7 protein-coding genes and 2 pseudogenes are annotated in these 7456 nt (G+C 35.5%); 5 read left to right on the top strand and 4 right to left on the bottom strand.

All coding sequences use genetic code 11. From position 1 onward, the window contains the following. On the top strand, positions 1-355 hold a 355-nt coding region (locus J582_RS26075; RefSeq protein WP_171073051.1), incomplete at its 5' end, for an IS1 family transposase. A gap of 146 nt (positions 356-501) precedes the next feature. Here J582_RS26075 and J582_RS15690 read toward each other — a convergent pair. Then, positions 502-789, bottom strand: a complete 288-nt coding sequence (locus J582_RS15690) for a hypothetical protein (protein ID WP_016804812.1) — start codon at positions 787-789, stop codon at positions 502-504. 423 nt (positions 790-1212) lie between these two features. Between J582_RS15690 and J582_RS15685 the strand changes: the two genes are divergently transcribed. Further along, entirely contained in the window at positions 1213-1872 is a 660-nt protein-coding gene (locus tag J582_RS15685) for an epoxyqueuosine reductase QueH (protein ID WP_006580639.1), read from the top strand. Between the two features lie 315 nt (positions 1873-2187). Beyond that, positions 2188-2646 carry a GNAT family N-acetyltransferase gene (locus J582_RS15680; protein WP_004887804.1) on the top strand — a complete coding sequence of 153 codons (459 nt, stop codon included), beginning with the start codon at positions 2188-2190 and terminating at the stop codon, positions 2644-2646. Positions 2647-2712: 66 nt separating this feature from the next. Here the strand turns inward: J582_RS15680 and J582_RS15675 are convergent, their stop codons facing one another. The 3 genes from J582_RS15675 to J582_RS15665 form a co-directional block, all read right to left on the bottom strand. After that, positions 2713-3870, bottom strand: coding sequence for a winged helix-turn-helix domain-containing protein (locus tag J582_RS15675; protein ID WP_004887805.1), 1158 nt, complete (start codon positions 3868-3870; stop codon positions 2713-2715). Positions 3871-4000: 130 nt separating this feature from the next. Beyond that, entirely contained in the window at positions 4001-5182 is a 1182-nt protein-coding gene (locus J582_RS15670) for a cyanate transporter (RefSeq protein WP_004887806.1), read from the bottom strand. Then, the gene (locus tag J582_RS15665) at positions 5182-5664 is read right to left on the bottom strand and encodes a nucleoside deaminase (RefSeq protein WP_004887807.1); all 483 of its coding nucleotides are present in this window, start codon (positions 5662-5664) and stop codon (positions 5182-5184) included. Before J582_RS15665 ends, J582_RS15670 begins: the two co-directional genes overlap by 1 nt. Positions 5665-5932: 268 nt before the next feature. Here J582_RS15665 and J582_RS26770 point away from each other — a divergent pair. Together J582_RS26770 and J582_RS26765 are read left to right on the top strand one after the other, a co-directional pair. Continuing rightward, positions 5933-6625 (top strand): annotated as a pseudogene (locus tag J582_RS26770) (LysR family transcriptional regulator); the annotation flags it as partial. Between the two features lie 3 nt (positions 6626-6628). Then, a pseudogene (locus J582_RS26765) lies at positions 6629-7429 on the top strand (ABC transporter ATP-binding protein); the annotation flags it as partial. Positions 7430-7456: the final 27 nt, after the last annotated feature.

Raw genomic sequence — 7456 nt, 5'->3', positions numbered from 1 at the left:
TAATAAACAATGGCTTATTTACGCCTACCATCGAGAAACAGGTGAGATTGTTGCTTATGTTTGGGGTAAGAGAGATTTAGCTACAGTCCAAAGGTTGAAGACAAAGCTTAAACAATTAGGTATTCACTACACCCGAATTGCAAGTGATCATTGGGACAGTTTCATCACTGCTTTTAAAAACTGCAAGCAAAGTATTGGTAAGTTGTTTACTGTAGGAATTGAAGGTAATAATTGCAAAATAAGGCATCGAATAAGGCGTGGTTTTAGAAGAAGTTGCAATTTCTCCAAAAAGCTTGAAAACCATTTTAAAGCCTTCGACTTAACCTTCTTTTACATCAATAATGGCTTCATTTAATGTCAGCATACTTTTTAAAACACCACCGAATATTTATCTAAATTTTAAACTACTAGAATGAATTAAGAATATATATCCAAAAATGAACAAAAAACAATCAACTTGTTTAAATTAATACTTCAGGTCAGGCCATATAAAACAAAATACTATGGTCTATTTTCACAGCCACAAACCCAAAACATATTGTAAACAAATGGCATAGGTGCGCCGAGTGGATAGACTTTAGCTTCTTCTATTTTATATGTCTTTTTTCTCGATTCAATATGTAAAATATTATCACAGCGTGCAATCACTGTTCCTTTTTTATATAGCTTTTTTCTTTCATTTTTTGCATCAAATTTATATACCAAAAAGTAAACTTTTTCCCCTACCTCTATATTTGAATGATTAACCATAATGTAACCATTACAATACTTACATTGCCAATCGTCCATATCTTAAAATATCACATACTCAAATTAAAAAATAGAATAACTGTTTTAGTATAAATTTAATAAAAATATAAATCTAAAAAAATATTTAAAATTAAAAAATAATACTTATTTGTGACGTTTATCACACTAATTGGCTGTCAAATTATAAAAAATAAATATATAAAAGACAAATAGTTAACAGAATATAAAATAATTATCATTTTCAATTAGATCAAATATTTTAAAATCAAACTTAATACTTATAAAATTACATAAACATAATATTTATATTATTATATAAAATAAAAAATAATTTAAATTATTTTTTAAGAACTATATTAAAATCAATAATTAAATATTTTTCATCTTGAATTGAAAAAAATTCACTCCTATATTTATTTAAAAAACTTAGAATATATAGAAATATATCTTGATTTTTTCCTTATGACTACTCAGAGACAAAAACTTGAACTTCCTTTAGGACATAATAAATTATTACTTCATTCATGTTGTGCTCCCTGTTCTGGAGAAGTCATGGAAGCATTAATTGAGTCCAATATAGACTTTTCTATATTCTTTTATAATCCTAATATCCATCCAGTGAAAGAATATCTCATTCGTAAAGACGAAAATATTCGATTCGCAGAGAAACATAATATTCCGTTTATTGATGCAGATTATGACACAGACAATTGGTTTGCTCGTGCTAAAGGAATGGAAAATGAACCTGAACGTGGTATCCGATGTACCATGTGTTTTGATATGCGCTTTGAGCGTACTGCTTTATACGCTTATGAACATGGTTTTAGCTTAATCAGTAGTTCTTTAGGCATTTCAAGATGGAAAAATATGGCACAAATCAACGATTGCGGGATTCGCGCTGCTTCACACTATCCAGAAATCCAGTACTGGGACTACAACTGGCGAAAAAATGGTGGCTCTAGCCGTATGATTGAAATTAGTAAGCGTGAAGAATTCTATCAGCAAGAATATTGTGGTTGTGTCTATTCTTTACGTGATACAAATCGCTGGCGTATGAGTAATGGCCGAGATCGTATTAAACTTGGTGTTAAGTTTTATAGTAATGCTATGGAAGAAGATTAAAAATCTCTCTAGCTATTTAAAAATAAATAAGTTAATTATATTTATTTCATTTTCTAAATTTTTAACCTTAAATAAAAAGAGCCACATCTGGAGAATGTGGCTAAAAGGTGTACTTAGACGAGCTTTGATGTTTTTATAATAATTAAGTTAGCTTAAAATAATATTAATAAAATTTTTTTATTTTAAAAAGTCATAAAAATAAGCAATTTCTTTTCTCATTAGATTTATTGTGTTAGTTTTTAATACTTTAATGTTTCTATAAACTATTTATATCCAACATATAATTTCATCAATCAGTCAGAATGAAGTGTAATTATGATTCAAAATGAAATAATCAAAGTCTCGCCAGTTCAACAACAAGACTATACTCAATGGTTAGAATATTGGGTTGCCTATCAAAATTTCTATCAGGTCAATTTACCCCTCCATATCACAAAAATGACTTGGGATCGTTTTTTCGATGAAAAAGAACCCATTTATTGTGCTGTTGCCAAAAATAAACAAGGTATCTTAGGTTTTGTCACTTATATGTTTCATCGGTCTACTTGGGCAGAAAATAACTACTGTTATTTAGAAGATCTGTATGTATCACCTGAAGTTCGTGGACGACACATTGGTAAACAACTTATTGAGTATGTCCAGAAGCAAGCCACCCAACATAGCTGTGAACGTTTATATTGGCATACTCAAGAAAGCAATCAAAAAGCACAAAAACTCTACGACTGGATTGCACAAAAGCCCGGCATTATTCAATATCGTATGTCTTTAACCTAACAAGTAAAAACACCAAAAGCCTTAATTCTTTTGGTGTTTTATTTTTAAACCTAGAATAATGTTTATTTAATTCTTGCTGCGAATAAACTTACTTACTTTATCATTAACAGTTAAACATTGGTTAAATGCTGCGAAAAGTTTGAGTTCTTGCTCTAACTCGAAAAAGAAATGCTCTTTATCTTTCACTGTTTTTTCTAAATGTAAGCTAATTACCTCTAACTCTTTCACACTCCGATGCGCTTTACAGTCAATTCGGCCGACCAACTCATCTTGATAGAGAATAGGTAAACAGAAATATCCAAATACCCGTTTGGCTGCTGGTACATAGCATTCGATCCGATAATCAAATTCGAATAAAGAAGTTAAGCGGTCACGATGAATAAGCGAGTTATCAAATGGTGAAAGTATTTTTAAACCAAATTCACTATCCACTTTTTGCTCTATTGCTGCTACATCTACATATAGGGTTTGACCGTCAGCAACTTTAACCGCTGATACAATACCAGCATCAACCTGCTCTTTGAGCACAACACGCATAGCATCTTTTAAATCATTTTTCTTTAAATGAACTAATTGTTTCCATGTAAATGCCCCATGTGCTCGAAGCGTATTAGTAAATAAATACTGCGCATATTCGTAAAGCGTAGGCATTGTTAAATCAATATTTTCAGGCAAGCAACGCTCTGTCAAATCATAAACTTTTTCCATACCGTTACGCTCACAAATCATCAGATCGCCTTGCATATATAACTGCTCAAAAGCACGGCGTCCCGGACCTGTATTCCACCAATTCCCTAAACTTTTTTTATTTTTCTTGTCAATATCACGTAATCGAATTTTACCTTCAGCACGAACACGCGCCAATATTTCATTCATCAGGTGTTGATCACCTCTATTGAAATAACGGCTTTCCCCTTTCTTAACCGACATCATGGCAGGTAAAGCATAGCGATAATCTTTCATAGGAAGATAAGACGCCGCATGATACCAATATTCGAAAATCTGACGTTCGCGAACCAAACTATTTAAATGGCTTAACTCATAGTCACGCACTCGGTTCCATAATATATGGTGATGAGCACGCTCAACCACAGAGATGGTATCAATCTGCACATATCCTAAATGTTCAATCGCCTGTAAGGTTCCATCTACTCCTGTCGCAAATGGACTATTTTTTCCTAAGCCTTGTTTAAGTAAGGCAATTTTTTTCAAAGTAGATGTCATAAAAATCAAATATTGTTTTATTCATTTCAAATCTAAAAATTTCAGAATCATCCTATCACTATTCTTTAATCTTCTTTGCAACTAAATCGTATTTCTTTAGATATGTAATATTCTCTACTCACATAAAAATTTATAGGCGAATTTTGCGATAACTTTTAGGTGCTAGTCTTATCACTAAAACTATCACCAGTATCACACTACATAGATGAAAAATCCATCCCGCTTTATAAGTCCCTGTAAAGTCGTGTAATGCTGCGACTAGCCAAGGTGGTATAGCCGCAAGTAAAAAACCACCCCCTTGCATAAGTGCAGATAAAGCTCCTGCATTGCTAGGTTCTTCAAAATGGTCAAGTGCAACAATAAGTGTTAGAGCAAAACAGCCTCCCAAGCCAACCCCTAAACAAATTGCCCATAAAATAGATGCAAACTCGGGCACAAATGCAAGTCCAGAAAAACCAGCAAATTGCATGAATAGAGTAAACCATAGCCATGGACGGCGATCTTTATATTGTCTAGCTAAAATAGGCAAAATCAGTGCCGATGCTGCTTGGCTTAAAGCAAGTAAAGCGAGCAATTTTCCACTTTGTCCACTACTCCAACCATGATCTTGAAAAGACGGTGCTAACCAAGCAACAACCGAAGAATAACCACCATTAACAAGCCCAAAACACAGCATTAATAACCATGTTCTAGGTTTCTTAAGCAACGTCTTTACAGGTGCTGCAGATACATTCAAACTTACGATAGAGGGTAAAAAAATAAATGTTGAGATTAATGCCAATACAGCTGGTAGAGCAAAGAAAGCCAATCCCACAGGCCATAAACCCATTATATTTGAGACCACAGGCGCTAACCATGCGCCTAATGCACCGCCCCCCATAAGCATAGCGGAATAAAGTCCCATCATCGGTCCAATATGTTGACTAAACTCTCTTTTGATAATGCCTGGAAAAGCTGCTTGTATCAGCGCGACGCCTAAACCGATCACAACCGCACTGATAATTAAACCCTCAGCTGTAGGAAATAAAAATCTAAGGCCACATCCAATACAAATAGTCAGTAAAGCACCCAAAACAACTCTGCGCTCGCCAACTATGCTTTGTACGATTGGACCAATAAATGCAATGACTCCCATTAACATCATCGGCAATAAAGTGAGTAAAGCTATTCCTTGTAGACTCAACCCAGTGCCTGCTCGGATACTGGAGACTAATGGACCAATGCTTGTCATAAAAGGTCTTAAATTGAGTCCAACCAAGGCGACTGTAACGATAAGCATGGATCGAGCAAAAGAAGCTCCAGACTGATTCATTACTTTAGGCCTGACTGATTGCTTTGATAATTCTTCCACAGTACGTAAAGATCGGTACGGCCTTCAAATCGAACAGGTACATATTCAATTTTCATAGACTGCTCAGCAAAGGGTTTTGCAAGATCAGCATATATTTCAGTTGTAGATAAACCAAAAGGTTTTCCGTCTTCATTAGAATAAGCATAATGAACTGTTTTTATACCTGCTAAACGCATTGCGGCCATACACATAGGACATGGATGCCCACTTGCAAACACAGAACAACCTTCTAAATTTGCAGTTCCTAGAACTTGGCTAGCTGCACGAATTGCAAGTAATTCAGCATGAGCCGTCGGGTCATTGGTTGTTAAAATCTGATTTACGCCAGAAGCAATTACTTTCCCATCTTTTACAATTACTGCTCCAAATGGTCTGCCGCCTTTTTCAACATTGTGATAAGCAAGTTCTAACGCTTGGCGTAAAAACATTTGATTTTCTTTCATCATTTATCCTCAACCCACTTTGCGCCGACTAAAAGAAGTAACTTTCAATTTCACAGTATTCACTTGAATGTACATGCTGTAGCAATGATCCAATTATCTAGATAAGAAACTTAGGTATGAAAAACTCTAAGTAAGCTTTAAGAGCAGAACAATTTGGAACTAGAATAAATGTGCTTAAAAGTATTTGGAAATTAAATTATTTAATCGATTGTATTAAGATTATAAATACTTATTTATTGTGCTTTTTGCATTGTTGGTGATAATTCTTATGTTTGACCCTCGTCTTCTTCGTGCATTCGTGACTATTTTTGAAAGTGGCAGTTTTACCATCGCTGCTGATAAGTTACATCTGACACAATCAACGATTAGTCAGCAATTGGCACGTCTTGAAGAATCTGTTGGTCATACTCTCATTGATCGTACATCACGACCTTTACAATTGACTGCCTCAGGTGAATATTTAATTGGTTATGCTCAAAGAATTTTGACACTTCAACAAGAAGCAGAAGCTGTTTTAAAAGATCCAGCAGGTAGTATTCCTATTCGGATTGGCTTACCAGAAGATATGATGAGTACTGTTATGGCAGAAATTTTTGGCATGTTCGCGCAAGCCCATCGGTCTATTCGCTTAGATGTTACTTCTGGTCTAAGCCGTAACCTAACAGAGCGTTACCGAAATGGTGAACTGGATATTGTTATCGTGAAAGAGCCTGCTGCCAGTGCTGATTGCTATGCATCTTTTCCTGAAGAAATGGCTTGGTTTGAAAGTGAAAATACGATTACATCCATAACCGATCCCATTCGTTTAGTAACTTTTCCCCAAGGTGGACTTTATCGAGACGAAATGTTTGAAACCTTAGAGCGAGAACGGAAACGTTGGTATATTGCTTTTACAGGCAGTAGTTTAGAAAGTGTTTTAGTCAGTGTCGAAACAGGTTTGGGAATATCTTTACTTCCTGTAAGGAGCCAAGTCTTTAAGCATGGTCAAAGCGAACGCACTGTTTTAAATAAGCTCGATTTAAAAGTTCATAAAAGAGAATTTATTTGCGTAATTGGTCCTTCTGGCTGCGGTAAATCGACACTGAGCCGTGTCATTGCGGGTTTAGACCCATATCATAGTGGAGAGGTTTTAGTAGACGGCGAATGCATTACGGGACCATGCCCTGAACGCGGCATGGTATTTCAGGGCTATACCCTTTTCCCTTGGAAAACCGTAAAAGAAAACGTGATGTTTGGTCCTCAAATGCGCGGCGCGAGTCAAATGACAGCCGAAGCTCAAGCACGTGAATGGATTAATATTATTGGTTTAGAAAAATATGAAAATCAGTATCCACATCAACTTTCTGGTGGTATGAAACAGCGCGTTGCGATTGCTAGAGCTTTGGTTAATCAACCTAAAATTTTACTCATGGATGAACCTTTTGGTGCGCTCGACCCGCACACTCGTCAAAAAATGCAAAAGCACTTGATGGATTTATGGCAAAACATTGATATCACCATTATTTTTGTAACCCATGACATGGATGAAGCCATTTTACTGGCAGACCGAATTGTGGCACTCAAAGCCAACCCCGGTGAAATTAAGGAAATTATTGAAGTTAATTTACCTCGTCCACGTTCACTCGATTTAATGAGTACATCTGAGTTCAAACAACTTCGGGCACGAGTTGATTATCTGGTTCACGCTGAAGAAGACGAGCTTGACCCTGCGTTGCAAGACTTACCAAAAATACCGCGTATGACTCAAGTCAGTACAGAAAAATAAGCCAAACACAAAAAAGCCCAAGTTCAA

It is taken from the genome of Acinetobacter sp. 1566109, assembly GCF_000582255.1.
GTDB classification, from domain to species: domain Bacteria; phylum Pseudomonadota; class Gammaproteobacteria; order Pseudomonadales; family Moraxellaceae; genus Acinetobacter; species Acinetobacter nosocomialis.
Note: the sequence above shows the minus strand (reverse complement) of the source record. Positions and strands in the feature narration are given on the sequence as shown.

Excerpts from the sequence above, each read along its gene's own strand:
- J582_RS15690 (WP_016804812.1), bottom strand. The coding sequence starts at position 789 with ATGGACGATTGGCAATGTAAGTATTGTAATGGTTACATTATGGTTAAT.
- J582_RS15685 (WP_006580639.1), top strand. The coding sequence starts at position 1,213 with ATGACTACTCAGAGACAAAAACTTGAACTTCCTTTAGGACATAATAAA.
- J582_RS15680 (WP_004887804.1), top strand. The coding sequence starts at position 2,188 with ATGATTCAAAATGAAATAATCAAAGTCTCGCCAGTTCAACAACAAGAC.
- J582_RS15675 (WP_004887805.1), bottom strand. The coding sequence starts at position 3,870 with ATGACATCTACTTTGAAAAAAATTGCCTTACTTAAACAAGGCTTAGGA.
- J582_RS15670 (WP_004887806.1), bottom strand. The coding sequence starts at position 5,182 with ATGAATCAGTCTGGAGCTTCTTTTGCTCGATCCATGCTTATCGTTACA.
- J582_RS15665 (WP_004887807.1), bottom strand. The coding sequence starts at position 5,664 with ATGAAAGAAAATCAAATGTTTTTACGCCAAGCGTTAGAACTTGCTTAT.